Origin of the sequence: Serratia sp. G204Y, from assembly GCF_051172435.1 — a bacterium.
Taxonomy (GTDB): Bacteria; Pseudomonadota; Gammaproteobacteria; order Enterobacterales; family Enterobacteriaceae; genus Serratia; species Serratia sarumanii.
The window spans coordinates 286,513-303,321 of sequence record NZ_JBPIZA010000002.1; the positions used below are offsets into that span (position 1 = coordinate 286,513).

The 16,809-nt window shown below is 63.6% G+C and carries 14 protein-coding genes; 6 read left to right on the plus strand and 8 right to left on the minus strand.

Annotation, left to right across the window (positions count from 1 at the left end):
* The first annotated feature begins 42 nt into the window (after positions 1–42).
* A complete protein-coding gene (locus ACSBQQ_RS15760) occupies positions 43–849 on the plus strand; it encodes an alpha/beta hydrolase (RefSeq protein ID WP_060428710.1) in 807 nt (268 codons plus the stop codon).
* A gap of 39 nt (positions 850–888) precedes the next feature.
* Here the strand turns inward: ACSBQQ_RS15760 and ACSBQQ_RS15765 are convergent, their stop codons facing one another.
* From ACSBQQ_RS15765 to ACSBQQ_RS15775, 3 genes are all read right to left on the minus strand, one after another.
* A complete protein-coding gene (locus ACSBQQ_RS15765) occupies positions 889–1,254 on the minus strand; it encodes a cupin domain-containing protein (RefSeq protein WP_019454941.1) in 366 nt (121 codons plus the stop codon).
* A gap of 18 nt (positions 1,255–1,272) precedes the next feature.
* Positions 1,273–2,574: an NAD(P)/FAD-dependent oxidoreductase gene (locus ACSBQQ_RS15770; protein WP_033636959.1), complete on the minus strand. Its 1,302-nt coding sequence runs from the start codon at positions 2,572–2,574 to the stop codon at positions 1,273–1,275.
* Positions 2,575–2,795: 221 nt separating this feature from the next.
* Positions 2,796–3,554, minus strand: a complete 759-nt coding sequence (locus ACSBQQ_RS15775; protein ID WP_033652842.1) for a helix-turn-helix transcriptional regulator — start codon at positions 3,552–3,554, stop codon at positions 2,796–2,798.
* Between the two features lie 229 nt (positions 3,555–3,783).
* On the opposite strand from ACSBQQ_RS15775, the gene ACSBQQ_RS15780 reads away from it, so the two are divergent.
* Positions 3,784–4,911, plus strand: coding sequence for an iron-containing alcohol dehydrogenase (locus tag ACSBQQ_RS15780; protein WP_060428713.1), 1,128 nt, complete (start codon positions 3,784–3,786; stop codon positions 4,909–4,911).
* A 259-nt stretch (positions 4,912–5,170) separates the two neighbouring features.
* Here ACSBQQ_RS15780 and ACSBQQ_RS15785 read toward each other — a convergent pair whose 3' ends face one another.
* Positions 5,171–6,100 carry a LysR family transcriptional regulator gene (locus ACSBQQ_RS15785; protein ID WP_033648549.1) on the minus strand — a complete coding sequence of 310 codons (930 nt, stop codon included), beginning with the start codon at positions 6,098–6,100 and terminating at the stop codon, positions 5,171–5,173.
* A gap of 135 nt (positions 6,101–6,235) precedes the next feature.
* On the opposite strand from ACSBQQ_RS15785, the gene ACSBQQ_RS15790 reads away from it, so the two are divergent.
* From ACSBQQ_RS15790 to ACSBQQ_RS15805, 4 genes are all read left to right on the plus strand, one after another.
* Complete coding sequence (locus tag ACSBQQ_RS15790; protein WP_060428714.1) at positions 6,236–7,576, plus strand: aspartate aminotransferase family protein; 1,341 nt, start codon at positions 6,236–6,238, stop codon at positions 7,574–7,576.
* Between the two features lie 10 nt (positions 7,577–7,586).
* The gene (locus tag ACSBQQ_RS15795) at positions 7,587–9,089 is read left to right on the plus strand and encodes a CoA-acylating methylmalonate-semialdehyde dehydrogenase (RefSeq protein ID WP_060428717.1); all 1,503 of its coding nucleotides are present in this window, start codon (positions 7,587–7,589) and stop codon (positions 9,087–9,089) included.
* Between the two features lie 223 nt (positions 9,090–9,312).
* A complete protein-coding gene (locus ACSBQQ_RS15800) occupies positions 9,313–10,689 on the plus strand; it encodes an APC family permease (RefSeq protein WP_060422582.1) in 1,377 nt (458 codons plus the stop codon).
* 2 nt (positions 10,690–10,691) lie between these two features.
* A complete protein-coding gene (locus ACSBQQ_RS15805; protein ID WP_060422584.1) occupies positions 10,692–11,801 on the plus strand; it encodes a P1 family peptidase in 1,110 nt (369 codons plus the stop codon).
* Positions 11,802–11,838: 37 nt separating this feature from the next.
* Here ACSBQQ_RS15805 and ACSBQQ_RS15810 read toward each other — a convergent pair whose 3' ends face one another.
* The 4 genes from ACSBQQ_RS15810 to ACSBQQ_RS15825 are packed head-to-tail and all read right to left on the minus strand — an operon-like array spanning position 11,839 to position 16,808.
* Positions 11,839–13,089, minus strand: coding sequence for a phospholipase D-like domain-containing protein (locus ACSBQQ_RS15810; RefSeq protein WP_060428718.1), 1,251 nt, complete (start codon positions 13,087–13,089; stop codon positions 11,839–11,841).
* Entirely contained in the window at positions 13,082–13,732 is a 651-nt protein-coding gene (locus ACSBQQ_RS15815) for a MotA/TolQ/ExbB proton channel family protein (protein WP_060428719.1), read from the minus strand. Before ACSBQQ_RS15815 ends, ACSBQQ_RS15810 begins: the two co-directional genes overlap by 8 nt.
* A 46-nt stretch (positions 13,733–13,778) precedes the next feature.
* Complete coding sequence (locus tag ACSBQQ_RS15820) at positions 13,779–16,022, minus strand: TonB-dependent receptor family protein (RefSeq protein WP_033636947.1); 2,244 nt, start codon at positions 16,020–16,022, stop codon at positions 13,779–13,781.
* Between the two features lie 39 nt (positions 16,023–16,061).
* Positions 16,062–16,808: an energy transducer TonB family protein gene (locus tag ACSBQQ_RS15825; protein WP_033636946.1), complete on the minus strand. Its 747-nt coding sequence runs from the start codon at positions 16,806–16,808 to the stop codon at positions 16,062–16,064.
* Position 16,809 lies beyond the last annotated feature (1 nt).

Genomic DNA, 16,809 nt, shown 5'->3' on the forward strand with positions numbered 1-16,809 from the left:
CGCTACGCTGAAGGGCAACCCTACCACCATGAGAACAATAAGATGCCCGAACAAACCGTCAGCTTTATCAAAGGCCGTCACGGCGACATCGCCGTGCATGATTGGGGAAATGACCAGCCGCGCTATCTGGCGCTGCTGATACACGGCTACGGCGAGCATCTCGGCCGTTACCAATACGTGGCGCGCACGCTGCAGGCACAGGGCGCGCGGGTGTTCGGCCCCGACCATCTCGGCCACGGCCTGTCGCAGGGCGAACGCGTGCTGATCGAGGATTATGACGCCGCGGTCGACGACGTGCAGCGCGTGGTCAGCCATTTCCGGCAGCAATACCCCACCTTGCCGCTGGTGGTGATCGGCCACTCGATGGGCGGCATGATCGCCACCCGCTACGTGCAGCGCTACGGCGAGGAGGTGCGTGCGCTGGTGCTGTCCGGCCCGCTGCTTGGCGACAGAACGGCGATCTCCGATCTGGCCGAACTGCCGACGATCCCCGACGCGCCGCTGGATACCGCTACCCTGGCGCGCGATCCGGCGGTTGGCGCGGCGTATCAGGAAGATCCGCTGGTGTGGCACGGGCCGTTCAAGCGCCCCACCCTGCGCGCCATGCAGCGGATCCTCGCCGCCATCAACGCCGGGCCGGGCTTCGGCGCGCTGCCCACGCTGTGGATCCACGGCGACGACGATCGGCTGGTGCTGATGAGCGAAACGCAAACCGCGCTCGATCGTCTGCGCGGCGACGATTTCGAACGGATGATCAATGCGGGCGGGCGGCACGAGAGCTTTAACGAAACCAATAAGGATCGGATCCTCAAGCGGGTGACCGATTTTATTGCGCGGGCGTTAGGCTAAGGCGCTCCCCCTCAGCGGGCCGAGGGGGGCATGACGGCGTCAGCCCTCGACGATGGCGAGGTAGTGTTTGACGAAGCGATCCGAGGTGATGTCCCAGCGCACCGGGGTGCCCTTCTCGACGAACCAGGAATCGCCGGCCTGATACTGCACCGATTCGCCGGTGCGTTCGTTGGTCAGGGTCGCGCTGCCTTCCCACACCGTGGCGTGCTCGGCGAACGGATACTCCATCACGAAGCTGCCGCGGGTGCAGCTGAACACGCCGCAGTTCAGGTTGTCGGTCGGTTCGCCGAAGATGCTGGCCACGCCGACGGTCGGCGTGCCGGCGATCACCGTGGCGCCCAGGTTGCTGACGCTGCCGATCTCCAGCAGTTCCGGCAGCGGTTGTTTAAGCAGTAACGGTTTCATGAGATTCTCCTCTGAGGGTTAACGGCGGCCTTTCCAGTAGCCGGATGTCTGGTGCCAAACCTTACCGGCGGTGGTCATCACCCGCCGCAGCTTGTCCTTGCCGAAGATGTTGACGTGCGGGATCGAGCTCATCAGATCGTAACGATCGGATCCTTCGCTCATGCCCTCCGCCAGCACCTTGCACACGATGTGGCTCGGCGTCACGCCGAAGCCGGAGTAGCCCTGCACGTAAAACACGTTGTCGCGATCCGGCAGCGTGCCGATCTGCGGGAACAGGTTGGCGCTGCAGCACAGCGGGCCACCCCAGGCCAGATCGATCTTCACGTCTTTCAGGTACGGGAACACCTTCAGCATCAGGTTGCGGTTCCAGGCCTTGAGATCCGACGGGAAATATTCGATCAAGCGGGTGGCGCTGCCGAACAGCAGCCGGTTTTCGTTGGTCACCCGGTAATAGTCGATCACCGGGCGGATGTCGCTGTAGGCGCCGCGGATCGGGCTGATCTGGCGGATCAGATCGTCAGACAGCGGCTCGGTGGCCAACTGGAAGGCGTAGGTATTGATGGTCTTGCGGTAGATCTGCGGCTCCATGCCGTTGAGGAAGCCGTTGCAGGCCCACAGCATCTTGTTGGCGCGCACCGAGCCCATGGCGGTGCGCACCGTGATGCGCGGGCCATACTCCACGTTGAGCACGCTGCTGTTCTCGAAGATTTTCACCCCGTAGCCGCTCAACGCCTTGGCCTCGCCCAGCAGCAGGTTGAGCGAATGCACGTGGCCGCCGCCCATGTGTTTCAGCGCGCAGGTGTAAGCGTCGGAGCCCACCACCTGCTTCACCTCCGCCCCGGTGTAGAGCTCAATCTCCTCCTGCGGCGCTACCGCCTTGAACTCCTTCAGCCAGCCGCGCAGGGTCTTCTCCTGGCGCGCGTTGCTGCCGAGATAGCCGTAGCCGAAGCAGAAGTCGGCGTCGATATCATATTTCTTGATGCGCTCGCGGATAATGCCGGCGCCGAGGTTGCTGATTTTGAAGATGGTTTCCAGCCCGGCCGGGCCAACGTGGCGCTTGATCTTCTCCAGATCGTGGCCGATGCCGGCCATCACCTGGCCGCCGTTGCGCCCGGTGCCGCCGTAGCCCAGATAGCGGCCTTCGAGAATGGCGATGTTGGTGATGCCCTTCTCCGCCAGCTCCAGCGCGGTGTTGATGCCGGAGAAGCCGCCGCCGATGATCACCACGTCGACGTCCAGATCCTCTTCCAGCGTCGGGAAGCGCAGATCGTATTTTTTGGTCGCCGCGTAGTAGGTTAAGGACTCGATTTCGTTGTTCACTGCCGCACTCCCGATTGCCTATGCCATGACATCGGATTATCGGGAGGCGGCAGCCGTGCCGCTATGTCCCCTTAGGGACATTCGTCCCCCTTCATCTTTCAAACTACAGCGTTGTTGGCTGCTGACGTTCACCCCAGTCACTTACCTAAGTAAGCTCCTGGGGACGCTCGTCCTGGCCGCCTAGCTGTAGCTTGAAAGCTATAGGGGATAGATCGATACATTCACGCGCTGCGGCGCTGCGGGGCGGTCAGCAGCAGGCTGAACAGTTCGGCCTGCGAGCCGATGTTCAGCTTGCCGTAGATGTTCTTGCGGTGATTTTTTACCGTGCCGAGGCTGATGAACAGCCGGTCGGCAATCTGCTGCGAACCGCAGCCGGCGAGGATCAGATCGACAATCTCGCGCTCGCGCGGCGTCAGCAGATAGCGCGCCTGCGCGCCATCGTCGTTCCCCGTGGCGGCCTCGGCCGGCGCCGCCACCACTTCGCCGTGCAGCCGCGCCACGCTTTTCACCAGCGTCAGCGCGCTGCGCAGATCCGCCCGCTGCGGGTAGCGCACCGCCACCGTGCGGCGCGCCGAGCCGAAGAACACCCCCAGCCCGCGCTCCGGCGTCAGCTGCAGCAGCACGCCGGCCTCGTCGTGCCAGCCGGTCTTGCGATAAAAATTACGGTAATAGTCGCTGTGATAAAACCCGCAGGGCGCCAGCTGGCGCAGCGTGAGCACCTCGCCTGCGCCGCCGTCGTTCAGCGCGCGGTAAAACGGATCCTGCAGATAGGCGCCCTGTTGGTAGAGCTGGTTGACCGCATCGCTGTTTTCCCGCTCGGTTTTGATCAGGCAGCGCGGCGGCCGGCCGCGTTCGAAGGCATAGACAATGGCGTTGTCGAAGGCGAAAAACCCTTCCAGCCAGTTCAACAGGCTGGGATAAAAGCGCGGGCTGGCCACCGCATCGATCACCGCAGACAAGCGTTCAACCTGAATATCCATACCCGCCTCGCCATTATTAATACATTAACAATCTACCGATTTCGGATGGGGTTGGCCGCATGACGGCCGGTACTGTTAAAAAAAGCATCAGGCGCGCCGAAATGCAAGAACGCGATCGTTTACATGTTAAACAACTCACAAGTTGCCGCAGCGGGGAAAGCGGTGGCCGCTCTGCGCCCGCTGGCTTATGCTGTGGCATCGCGCCCTGCAACGCCGTCAAGGAGACCTCATGTCCGTCAGCTACATCATCGCCAACCGCCAGACCTGGTTCGGCCACGACAGCATCCGGCAACTGCCGCCGCTGCTGCTTGCCGATCCGCAGCCAACGCTGCTGTTCAGCTGCCGATCTTTTCTCAACGGCCCGGTGTACGCCGGCCTGCGCGAATCGCTGGCGCCACTGTTCATCGGCACCGAGATCGTCAGCCACGAGGCGTCACCGCAGGAAATTGACGCCTGGGTGGCGCGCTGGCGCGGCCAGGCGCGGCGCGTGGTGGCCATCGGCGGCGGCAGCGTGCTGGATGCCGCCAAGGCGTTCTCCGCGCTGGTGGAGCATCCGCTGCCGACGCTGCGCTATATGGAAAAAGTGGGCGACAGCAAAATCAGCGGCGCCACCCTGCCGCTGATCGCCATTCCCACCACCGCCGGCACCGGCAGCGAGGTGACGCAGAACGCGGTGATCACCGACACCCAGGTCAGCAAAGTGAAGGCCTCGCTGCGCCACAATAACTTCGTGCCGCACACCGCCATTCTCGATCCGCAGCTGCTGGCCGGCGCGCCGGACAAGGTGCTGGCCTACTGCGCCATCGACGCCTTCACCCACCTGTTCGAGGCCTATCTGTCGAAAACCGCCGGCACCATGACGCGCGACATGTCGCTGAGCGGCATCCGCCACTTCCTTGCGGCATGGCCGGCGCTCAACCGCAGCAACGCGGCGCGCGAAGCGATTATGCAAGCTTCGTACCTTGGGGGGCTGACGCTGAGCGCCGCCGGGCTGGGGGTGATCCACGGCATCGCCGGCGAGATCGGCGCGCTGCGCGACTACCACCACGGCCAGGTCTGCGGCCGCCTGCTGCTGCCGTTCCTTGCCCTGTTGGAAAGCAGCGAACAGCCGCAGCAACGCGCGCTGATGGCCGAGCTGGCCGCGCGCCTGTACCCGCACTGGCAGGGCAGCCCGGAGAGCTACCTGACCGATTTCATCACCCGCCACGCCATCGCGCCGTTCTGGCAGGACGATTTGCCGATTTCCGGCCAGGAACTGGCGGTGGCGCTGGAGAAATCCAACAGCAAGAATTCCTGGATCGACTATGCGCCGGCGCAGCGGCAACGGATGATCGAAGAGGCATTTCGCGTCGAATGACTATTTCTACTCTAAATAGTTGGAGCTGCATCCCGGCGGCAAGAGGCGGCTCGCCAGGAGCTTACTCAAGTCAGTGACTGGCGTACGCACTCGCAGCCAACACAGATGCAGTTTCAAGTATGACGGGTATAATCAGATCAACGCACTAGCAGGAGTTAAGGAAATGGGCATCATCGGCTGGATCTTCGCCGGCATCGCGGTCGGCATCCTGGTCGGCGCGCTGATCAAAATCTTCGGCAAGAAGAAAGAGCAGTAAGCGTCACGCTGTTCCGTGGGCCGCCAGCAGGCACTCATGGAACAGCTTCACCACCCGCTGCGGCACCGGCGAGCGGCGCAGCACGCTGGAGTATTCGCAGTGATAGCGGAACAGCGCCGGTTTGATCGCCCGCATCAGGTTCTGCGCCACGAAAAACGCCGCGTAGTGATCCGGCAAAAAGCCGACGTATTTGCCGGAGAGGATCAGCGTGGCGATCGACTCCTGCGCGAACCCCGTCGCCTTGCGATGCAAATGTTGCTGCAGGCTCAGTTCCATATTCGGCGAATGGTAGCCTAATCCAGCGAAGGCATAATTGTGCAGCAGATCCCAATTTAATGTTTCATGGGGGGCGGAAAATAATTCATGCTGCGCGCCGCAATATAAGAACATCCTCTCACTGAATAACGAATGATAAGATAAACTTTCCGCGCTGCGGTGCATGGGAATAACGCCAACCTGAAATTGCCCGTCAATTACGCCGCGTTCAATGGTATTAATCGGCTCCACGTACATTTGCAAAGAAACCTCCGGCGCGCGCTCGCTGAATAACGCGATGGCTCGGCCGATCTGCGCCTGCGGATTGCTGACCGTATGGTCGAATATCGCCACGTGCAGCTGCCCGCCCAGGCGCTGGTGTACCTCGTCCACCCCGCGCCGGAACGCCTCGGTGGCCGCCAGCAGGTTGACCGTTTCCTGGTAGATCAACAGCCCCTCGTCGGTGACCGCAAAGCCCTCGCGCCCGCGCTGGCACAGCGTCAGGCCCAGCCGCTGCTCCAGATCCTTGATGTGCTTGCTGATGGTCGACAGGCTGATGTTCAGCTCCAGCTCGGCGGCGCTCATGCCGCCGCAGTCGACCACGGCCTTGAATACCCGCAGCAAACGCAGATCCATATCCGACAATTGCCCTAACAGCGCGCGCTTTTTTACTTGCATAAAACCTTAAGTAAGTTTCGACATATGATTATTCACAGTAGAGAACAAGCGGTACATAGTCAATTTCGCACAACAATTCGTTAACAACTCGGTTTATTTCATTAATCGCTCTTATTTTCCTGTTCGGAGGAAAACATGGCCGCTGAAAATCACCCGCTAAATAGTCTCGATGCCGAAGGGTTAGAGGCCCATTGGATGCCTTTTACCGGCAACCGTAATTTTAAAGCGCAGCCGCGCATCATTACTCAGGCCGCGGGGGCGTATTACACCAGCCATGACGGCAGAAAGATTTTCGACGGCCTGTCCGGATTATGGTGCTGCGGATTGGGGCACGGCCGGCAGGAAATCACCGATGCCGCCCAGCGCCAGCTGGCGACGCTGGATTACTCGCCGGCGTTTCAGTTCGGCCACCCGCTGTCGTTCGAACTGGCCAACAAGATCAAGGCACTGACGCCGGCAGGGCTGGATTACGTGTTCTTCACCGGCTCCGGCTCGGAAGCGGCGGACACCTCGCTGAAAATGGCGCGCGCTTACTGGCGCGCCAAAGGCCAGGCGGGCAAAACCTGCTTTATCGGCCGGGAAAAGGGCTATCACGGCGTTAACTTCGGCGGCATCTCGGTCGGCGGCATCGCCGGCAACCGCAAAACGTTCGGCGCCGGCGCCGAGGCGGACCACCTGCCGCATACCCTGCTGGCCAGCAACGCCTTTTCGCGCGGCATGCCGCAACAGGGGGCGGAGCTGGCGGAAGAGCTCAACCGCATCATCGCGCTGCGCGACGCCTCAACGATCGCCGCGGTGATCGTCGAACCCTTCTCCGGCTCCGCCGGGGTGATCGTGCCGCCGGTCGGCTACCTGCAGCGCCTGCGCGAAATCTGCACCCAGCATGACATCCTGTTGATCTTCGACGAAGTGATCACCGCCTTCGGCCGCTGCGGCGCGATGACCGGCGCCGAGGCGTTCGGCGTCACGCCGGACATCATGAACATCGCCAAACAGGTGACCAACGGCGCGCAGCCGATGGGCGCAGTGGTGGTGCGGCCGGAGATCTACCAAACCTTCATGAACGGCGGCGAGCCGGACTACCAGCTCGAATTCCCGCACGGCTACACCTACTCCGCCCACCCAGTCAGCTGCGCGGTCGCGCTGGCGACGCTGGACATCCTGCAGCGCGAACAGATGGTGGAGCGCGTACAGGCGCTGGCGCCCTATTTCGAGCGCGCGGTGCACAGCCTGCAGGGAGCCAAACACGTCGCCGACATTCGCAACATCGGCCTGGCGGCCGGCATTACGCTGGCGGCACGGCCGGGCGAACCGGCGCGGCGCCCCTTCGAGGCGGCGATGCGCTGCTGGGAAAGCGGATTTTACGTGCGCTACGGCGGCGACACCCTGCAGCTGGCGCCGCCGTTCATCAGCAGCGAAGCGCAGATCGATGCGCTGATTAACGCCGTCGGCGACGCCCTCAACGCCACCGAATAAGGAGAGAACCATGACCATTACCCATTGGATCAACGGCGAGCCCGCCGCCGGCGGCGAACGCAGCCAGCCGGTTTACGACCCGGCCGCCGGCCAATCGGCGCAGGAGGTGCAGCTGGCCGACCGCGCCACGGTGGAGCGCGCCATCGCCGCCGCCGAACAGGCCTATCCCGCCTGGCGCGACACCCCGCCGCTGAAGCGCGCGCGCATCATGATGAAGCTCAAGGATCTGCTGGAGCAGCACGCCGACGCCATCTGCCAACTGATCACCGCCCAGCACGGCAAGGTGCTCAGCGACGCCCTGGGCGAACTGCAGCGCGGCATCGAGAATATCGAATACGCCGGCTATGTGCCGGAACTGCTGAAGGGCGAACACAGCAAAGAGGCCGGCCCGGGCATCGACAGCTGGAGCGAGTTTCAGCCGCTGGGGGTGGTGGCGGGCATCACGCCGTTCAACTTCCCGGCGATGGTGCCGCTGTGGATGTGGCCGATGGCGGTCGCCTGCGGCAACACCTTCGTGCTGAAGCCTTCCGAGCGCGTGCCTTCCGCCGCGCTGTATATCGCGAGGCTGGCGACGGAGGCCGGGCTGCCGCCGGGGGTGCTCAACGTGGTTAACGGCGATCGCGAAGCGGTGGAGACGCTGCTGCATGACGGGCGCGTGAAGGCGATCAGTTTCGTCGGTTCGACGCCGGTGGCGGAGCACATCTATCACACCGGCTGCGCGCAGAACAAACGGGTGCAGGCGCTGGGCGGCGCCAAGAACCACGCGGTGGTGCTGCCGGACGCCGATATCCCCGGTGCGGTCGGCGCGCTGATGGGCGCGGCCTTCGGCTCCTGCGGCCAGCGTTGCATGGCCATCCCGCTGGTGGTGGCGGTGGGCGACGGCACCGCCGAAGCGCTGATCGCCGGGCTGCGGCAACAGATGGCCGCCATGCGCGTCGGCCCCGGCAGCGACAACCGCAACGACATGGGGCCGCTGGTGACCCAACAGCATTATCAGAAGGTGAAAGGCTATATCGATCAGGGCGTAGCCGAAGGCGCCGAGCTGCTGGTGGACGGCCGCGAACTGAGCGTGACCGGCGCCGACGGCCGCCCCAGCCAGGGCTATTTCCTCGGCCCGACGCTGTTCGATCGCGTGACGCCCGGCATGCGCATCTATCAGGAGGAGATCTTCGGCCCGGTGCTCGGCGTGGTGCGCGCGGCGTCGCTGCCGGAGGCGATGGCCTTGATCGACGCCCACGAATACGGCAACGGCACCTGTCTGTTCACCCGCGACGGCGAGGCGGCGCGCTACTTCTCCAGCCGCATTCAGGTCGGCATGGTGGGGATCAACGTGGCGCTGCCGGTGCCGGTGGCCTACCACTCGTTCGGCGGCTGGAAGCGCTCGCTGTTCGGCGATCTGCACGCCTACGGCCCGGACGCCGTCAGGTTCTACACCAAACGCAAGACCGTGACCCAGCGCTGGCCGTCCTCCGGCGATGCCCGGCGAGCCAGCTTCAGCTTCCCGTCGGGATAAAAATAACAAACTTATCCCCAACGAATTTCAAGTTGCAGCCAGGCGGCAAAGTCATTCGTCTCTAGGAGCTTACTTAAGTAAGTGACTGGTGCGAATGATCTGCGGCCAACAACGCTGCGGCTTGAAAGGCGCAGGGGATTTTCCGCGCGCTCCATTTGATTCCTGCGTACAGCCTGTGCAGCAAAACAATAATTCACTCACACGTTAATGGAGTCGTTATCCCATGAAAGAGTCCGCCCCTGAACACACCTTCAAAGGCAATCTCAGCGTCCTCGACGTGGTGATGATCACCGCGTCCGGCGTGACGCCGGCCAGTTCGATCTTCGTCATCGCCCCGCTGGCGATCGCCAACGCCGGCAGCGGCGCCTTTCTGTCGTTTCTGATCGCCGCCTGCGTCGCCGCCGCCATCGCGCTGTGCTATGCCGAACTCGGCGCCGCACACCCCAGCGCAGGCGGCGAATACAGCATCATCAAGCGCCTGTTCGGCACCCTGTGCGGGTTGCAGACCTATCTGTTTATCCTCAGCGCCTCGCTGTTCGTGCCGGCGGTGCTGGCCACCGGCGCGGTGCCCTACCTGAACACCGCGCTGGGCACCCAGTTCGACGCCTCGACCGCCGGCATGCTCACCGTGCTGGTCGGCGGCATCTGCGCCATTTTCAACATCAAGGCCAACGCCCTGCTGACCGGCGCCTTTCTGGTGGTGGAAGTGGCGGTGCTGGCGCTGATCGCCTGGCTCGGCTTCAGCCACCCGCATCAGAGCACGGAGATCCTCACCGCGCCGGTGATGCTGGACGCGCAGGGCAGCCTGGCGCCGGTGTCGCTGCCGCTGATCGTCGCCATGGTCGGGGTCGCGCTGTTCTCCTACAACGGCTACGGCGCGGCGGTGTACATGGCGGAAGACATGCGCGAACAGGGCAGACCGATGGCGATCGCGATCATGCTGACGCTGTTCATCGTGGTGCTGGTGGAGCTGGTGCCGTTCACCGCCCTGCTGATCGGCTCGCCGTCGTTGACGGAGATGGCCAAACAGGCCGATCCGGTCGGCTATGTGGTCACCCAGCTCGGCGGCCCGACGCTGGCGCGGGTGGTAAGCGGCGCGATTTATCTGTCGGTGTTCAACGCCATCATCGCCATCGTGGCGCAGTTCAGCCGCATGATGTTTGCCAGCGGGCGTGACGGTTTCTGGCTGCCGGCGTTTAACCGGGCGCTGAAAATCATCCACCCGCGCTTCGGCACCCCCTGGATCGCCACCCTGCTGTTCGGCGTGCCGTCGGCGCTGCTGGCGTTTTGCTCCGATCTCGAATCGCTGACCTCGTTCACCGTGATCCTGCTGCTGCTGGTGTACATCATCATGGCGGTGGCGGCGCTGATCAGCCGCCGTCGCCGCCACTTCCACCACCCGTACCTGATGCCGCTGTGGCCGCTGCCGGTGGTGGTGGCGCTGCTGTGCTGCCTGTACGTGCTGTGGACGATTTTGATCGCCAGCAGCCTGAAAGACTTTATTATCATTGCCGGCATCATCGGCTTCGGGCTGGCGCTGAACCATCTGCGCGGCCGCCAACCGGCGCCCCTCGCCGCCCCCTCAATAGAAGGAGAATAACCATGACGCAGCGCGCTCAGGATCTGGGCATTATCATCGGACAGGGCACGCCCGGCCCGCTGAACGCCATCACCGACGTGCCCGGCGTGCGCGTCGGCCATGCCAGCATCCATGCCGATTTGGCGGACGGACGCAGCGTGCACACCGGCGTGACGGTGATCGAACCGCGCCCCGGTTCCGCCCGCCACGCCCCCTGCTTTGCCGGGGTGCACGTGCTGAACGGCAACGGCGACGCCACCGGCCTGGAATGGGTGCGCGAAGCGGGCCTGCTGACCAGCCCGATCGCCTTCACCAACACCCACAGCGTGGGCGTGGTGCGCGATGCGCTGATCGCGCTGGAGCGTGAAACGCTGCCCGCGGGCGACAACGCGGTGTATTGGAATATGCCGGTGGTGATGGAAACCTTCGACGGCCTGCTCAACGACATCAACGGCTTTCACGTCAAGGCCGAGCACGTGCGCCAGGCGCAGCAGGCGGCCCGGGGCGGCTTGCCGCAGGAGGGCGCGGTCGGCGGCGGCAGCGGCATGATCTGCCATGAATTCAAAGGCGGCAGCGGCACCGCGTCGCGCCGCTTGCCCGCCGATCAGGGCGGCTGGACGGTGGGCGCCATCGTGCAGGCCAACCACGGCAAGCGCGAGTCGCTGCTGGTCGGCGGTTACCCGGTAGGCCGGCATCTGGGACATCTCCCCTCGCCGTTCACGCCGCAGTTGCCGCATCCCGGCATGGGCTCCATCGTGGTGGCGCTGGCGACCGACGCGCCGCTGCTGCCGCACCAGTGTGCGCGGCTGGCGCAGCGCGCCAGCATCGGCATCGCCCGCACCGGCGGCGGCACCGAGGATTCGAGCGGCGACATTTTCATCGCCTTCGCCACCGGCAACGACGGCCTGCCGCCCGCCGACTACGCCAATAAAGGCGCCTTCACCACGCCGCTGCGCATGGTGAACAACGACTATATTTCGGCGCTGTTCGCCGCCGCGGCGGAAGCGGTGGAAGAAGCGATCGTGAATGCGTTGCTGGCGGCCAATACCGTCAGCGGCAACGGCCACCGGGCGGAAGGGTTGAGCGCCGAGCAGCTGGTGACGGCGCTGGAGAAGGCCGGCTGGCGGCGCTAAAAAACACAGGGCGCGGAGGTGAACCGCGCCCTGCTCATCAGGATTCTCCGCCCGGCTTGGGCGGCGGGTAGTCGTAATCCAGCCGCAACGGTTCGGCGTAGACGCTGTTCCACAGCTGTTGGTACAGCTTGTCCAACCGCCCGCTCATCGCCGCGCTGTGCATCACCAGCTCCAGATTGCGCGAGTTGTCCAGATAGCCGCCGGTCCAGTTGCTGGTGCCCACCCAGGCAATCTCATCGTCGATGGTCATCAGCTTGCTGTGGATGACGCGGGCGAACGGAATGAAGCCGCTGCTGGCCGGCGGAATGGTCACCACCTTGATCTGCACATTCGGCACCAGCGCCAGGCTCTTCAGCCAGGCAATATCCGGCTTTTTGGTGTTCCAGTTGGCCACCATCAGCTCGATCTGCACCCCACGCGCCGCCGCGCTGCGCAGCGCGTTGTCGATCACCGCATAGAAGGGGCGGCTGCGTTCCGGGCCGAACGACAGCGGCGCGTAATCCATCACCTGCACCCGCACCCGCCGCTTGGCGCCGGCCAGCAGGCGCGGCAGCTCGGCCTGCGAATCAATCACCCCCGCCGGGTTGTAGGCGCGCGGGCTGGCCGCCAGATAGTTGCCCTGCGGCTGCGCCGTCGGCGGCGAATCGGGCAGCGCCGGCACCGGCTTATCCTGCGCCAACAGCGCCTGCGCCTGCCAGTCCTGTTCGAAGATCGCCTGGATCTGCCCCACCACCTTGGCGTCGCTGATGCGCAGCCCGGTTTCGTGAATGTGTTCCAGCGCACGCCAGTCGAAGTTCTGGCTGCCGACGAACGCCTGCTCGCCGTCCACCAGCAGATATTTGGCGTGCAGAATGCCGCCGCTCAGCTTCTGGTAAGGAATGATGCGCAGCTCCAGATTTGGGATCGCCTTCAGCTGTTCCAGCGTCTCGGCGGTAGAAATGCGAATGCCCTTATCTTCCAGCAAAAAGCGGATTTTCACCCCGCGTTCGCCGGCCGCCTTCAGGTACTGCAGCACGCCGTCCAGCAGCGAACCGTCCTGATTCGCCACGTAGAACTGCCCCAGATCGATGCGGGTTTTCGCCGCGTCGAACATCTCGCGCCACACCTCGGCGGTGTTGCGCAGGTCGTCGGCCTGCAGCGCGGTTTCCACCGGTGCGGTGTACACCAGCTCATAGCCGGGAATAGCAAAACGCGCCGCGGCGCTCTGGCTCAACATCAACAAACAACCGCCCCACAATGCCGTATAAAGGCGGCCGAGCGGCCGCCGTACTGGATGGCCATTAGGCATAGCGCGGCGCCCCGCTGTCAACCCATTGTTCGCTGCTGCCGCTCTCCGGGCGGCTGGCCGGTTGGCCGGCGCGGATCAGCAGCACCTTCAGCAGTTCGTTGATGCGCTCCATGCGGCTCTGCAGGAAGTTGTTGGCCACCAGGCACAGCAGCGCGATGGCGATGCCGAGGCCAGTGGCGTACAGCGCGGTGCCCATCCCGGCCGACACCAGGCTCGGCTCGGACACCCCCGAGGCGGCCAGCGCCTTGAAGGTTTCGATGATCCCCATCACCGTGCCCAGCAGCCCCAGCAGCGGCGCGGCGGTGACCACGGTTTCCAGCAGCCACAGGCCGCGCGCCATCGGCGGCTTGCTCAGCAGGTACTGGGCGTCGATCAGATCGCCGATCGCCTCGCGGTCGCCGGCGCGGTGTTTCTGCGCCAATACCGGCGCGATCACCGTCATCGGCAGGCTGTTGCGCTGGGTCAGCTCGTCCGGCAGATCGGCGGCGCGGCGCACGTCCGGCGTTAGCGCCTGCTCCAGCCGGCGCGCCTGGCGCTGGGTATAGGCGAAGTACAGCGTGCGTTCGATGATGATCACCAGCGCAATCGCCAGCGCGGCGTACATCACGTAGAAAATAATGTCGTGCAACAGATTGGCGTCCATACAGGGCTCCTCTTCCCCGCCGCCCGGCAGGCGGCGGGGCATTCAGTTAAAAGGTGGCTTCCAGCGAGACGCTGAAGGTGCGTTCTTCGCCGACGTTGTAATACGGCGTGCTGGCCCTCACGCCGCCGTAAGGCGCCGCGTTGAAGGTGGTGGTGCGCACCGAGGTCAGGTATTCCTTGTCAAACAGGTTGCTGATGCCAAAGCGCAGCGCGGCGCTTTTGACGATTTTCTTGTCCACCGGCAGATGCACGCCCGCCGCCAGATCGAACACCGTGCGGCCACCGATCTTCTCGTCGTTGGTCAGATCGCCGTAGAACGCACTGACGTACTTGCCGCTGACGCTGCCGTAATACAGCCCGTCGTCATAACCCAGCGTCATGTTCAGCAGGTTTTTCGGCACGTTCGGCACCTCTTTGCCGGAAGTCGGCAGCGGCAGCCCGCCGTTGCTGACGATGTCGTTCTTCTGCTTCGATTCGGTGTAGGTATACGAGGTGTAGTAGTTGAAGTTATGCGGCAACTGGCCGCTCCACTCCAGCTCCAGCCCTTTGTTCTCCACGTTACCGATGTTCATCATCTCGTAGTCGCCGGCCGCGTTGGTGGTGGAGATTTGGCGATCGCTGTAGCGCATGTAGAACAGCGTGGCGCTCAGCAGCATGTCCTCTTGTTGGAAACGCCAGCCCAATTCGTGGTTCCAGCTTAGCTCAGGCTTGGTGCTGAGCGAGTCGCCGACGTTGTACAGCACGTAGTTGGGCGGCGTGCGCATGTTGCGCGTCAGGTTGTAGAACACTTGGTTTTCCTGATTCACCTTATAGCTGGCGCTGAAGTTCGGCAGGAATTCATGATAGGTGGCTTTGCGCTTCTCCGGCACGTTGTACAGGCTACCGCGGTTGTCCCCTTTGCGCTCCACATACTGATAGGCCAGGCCACCGACGAAGGTCCAGTCCGGCGTGGCGAACCAGGTATCCTGCAGCCACACCTTCTGCGCCGGGGTGATGGTGTACTGGTTGCGCCCCTGCACCGTATTGCCGTTGGCGTCCTTCACCTGATCGGAGCCGCCAGGTTTTCCCCAAATCTGCGCCGGGTTGCCGTCGTCCTTGATGCTGATGAACGGCTGGGTTTGCAGCTGGCGCGCACGCTCATACCAGTAGCCGATATCCAGGCTGTGCTGCTCGTTGATGTCCCACTTCAGCTTGGTGGTGATGCCCGGCCGCCAGGTTTGGGTCCACGACGGGCGGTAATAGGTGTTGGACTGCAGGTTGCTGAGGTCATACTGCCCGGCTCTGTCCGACGTGCTGGACAATACCGAGGCCGTCTGGCCGTTGAAACTGCCGCCGTTGCCCCAGTAGTAATACGGCTGCAGGGTCAGCGACAGGTCGTCGCGCAGCTGCAGTTTCTGGGTGAACGATAGCGTGAAGTTCTCGAACGGGTTGCGTTCGATCTTGTAATACTTGTTCAACTGCCCTTTGCTGTTGTACTCCGGCGTGGTGGCGTAATCGGTACCACGCCCATCGTTTTGGAACTGCGCCTTGCTCAGGGTGTTGTAGTTGGTGTTGTTCTGGCGGTTGTACTTCATCACCAGATTGCTGCTGTTGCCGTTGCCGTCTTCATACAGCGAGTTCATCTCGAACTTGTCGGAGTACAGGCGCCCTTCGCCGCGCCACTTCTTCGCCTCGGTGTGCGAATAAGATATCCAGTTGCTGAAACCGTTGTATTCGCCGGTCTCCAGACGGGCGAAGGTTTTGCTCAGGTTATTGCTGCCCAGCGTCTGTTTGAGGAAACCGCCGAAGTCTTTCGCCGGGCGGCGCGTCACCAGGCCGATGTTGCCGCCGCTCGAGCCGATGTGCGGGCCGTCCGCTTCGGAGGAGCCCTGGGTGACGAACACCTCTTCCAGGTTCTCCGCATCGCCCAGCAGGTTCGGGTATACCGCGTAGTTGCCGGAGTCGTTGATCGGGATGCCGTCCATCGACAGGCCGATCTGATCCGAGTTCATGCCGCGCATGGTGTAGTCCACGCCGCTCAGGCCGCTGGCGTCGTTGCTGTTGACGTTCAGGCCCGGCGTGTATTTCAGTTTATCGATGGCGTTGGCCGCCGACGGCATTTTATCCATCGCTTCTTTGGTGACGGTGGAGCGCGCCTTGGCGCTGTCATCCTGCACCATCATGCCGCCGCCGAGCGACTGCCCCTTGACGCTGATGGTGCCGACATCGGTGGCGTCGGCCGCCAGCGCGGCGCCCGGCAGCATCGCCGACATCACCGCCAGATAGATCCCAGAACGATTAAACGATTTCATTGTGTGCATCCCATAAAAATCAAACGATTAACCCTTGCGCTAAGGCGCCTGATAATTGAACGTCGCGGTAAATCTTTTGGTTGTTTGCCCGGCGAACGCCTCGCTCGGGAACGGCTTTACTGAACTGATGCTTTGCAGGCTGCTCATCGCCGCGCGGTTCAGCAGCATGCTGGCGGCTTTGTTGGCGATGCCGGAAGAGAGCACCCGCCCGCTGCGATCGACCTCCAGCCACACTTCGACGTTGCCCTGCGGGCGCTCGAGCGAGGCCTGGCGCCCGCTTGGGTAGCGCTTGCGCTGTTCCAGCTCGCGGCGCAAGGCCAGCAGATAGCCGTTTTCAATCGCCTGCGCGTTCACCTTCGGCGCGGCCGGGGCGGCCGGGGCGGGCTGCGCCGCCGGTTTGCTGACCAGCGCGCGCGGGGCGGCGGGCGCCGGCGTCGGTTTAGGCTTCTCTACCGGTTTGGCTTTCTCTTTCACCGGTTTGGGTTTGGGCTTCGGCTGCGGTTTCGGCACCGGCTTGGCTTCCACGATCGGTTCCGGCGCCGGCACTACCGGTTCGGGGATCGGCTCCGGCTCGGGCGGCGGCGGTTCTGGCTGGGGCTCCGGCGGCGTTTCCGGTTGAGGTTCAGGCGCCGGTTCAGGCTCCACCAGCGCCAGTTCGATGGCGGTTTCGTCGTAACGCGGCTGAATCTTCAGCGCCGCCTGCTGGCTGGCGAACAGCAGGCAACCGGCGACAATCAGCGCCGGCAACCAGCTGAAAAGATGACGTGAGCGATAGAGCAGATACATG